1 pseudogene is annotated in these 510 nt (G+C 33.3%); it reads left to right on the top strand.

The annotated features are described in order from the left end of the window. Positions 1-153: 153 nt before the first annotated feature. Positions 154-510: pseudogene (locus CWC30_RS18000) on the top strand (helix-turn-helix transcriptional regulator); the annotation flags it as partial.

Raw genomic sequence — 510 nt, 5'->3', positions numbered from 1 at the left:
GATTTGGTTGGACTAACGGTGTTACATCACGCTTTTATACCCTTTTATAGGGTAACTAAACTCATTGGCTTATACCAAAGAAGCATTGTGTTTTGTAGTTAATTTAGGTAATGTGGCGATTGTTGTAAATCTAATGTTTCAAGGATTGGTTATATGTTAAAAAAAAGCTCGGCTTTTATTAAGACAACGCTTCAATCGTCTTTCCATTCTCAAAACTACACAGTTATTTTAAGAACACTTCAAGCCATTTTTGGTGATATAAAAATGGACAGCACTATCCCACATAATGATCAGCGTGGTGCTTATGACATTTTTCTAATTGATGGATCTCAAAATGATTGGCAGGACTTGATCCCAGCAGATTTAATTTGTTTGGCTAAACAGCATCAAGTTGTGCTTTTTAATGTAGAACTAGAGCAAGTATGTGAAAAAAACTTATTAATCAATCATTTTAATGGGGTATTTTATAAATCGGCAGCAGCAGAAGATATATTTAAAGGCTTAGTAAGT

Source organism: Pseudoalteromonas sp. S4741 (assembly GCF_005886135.1).
GTDB classification, from domain to species: domain Bacteria; phylum Pseudomonadota; class Gammaproteobacteria; order Enterobacterales; family Alteromonadaceae; genus Pseudoalteromonas; species Pseudoalteromonas tetraodonis.
This window is presented reverse-complemented; position numbering and strand designations above follow the sequence as displayed.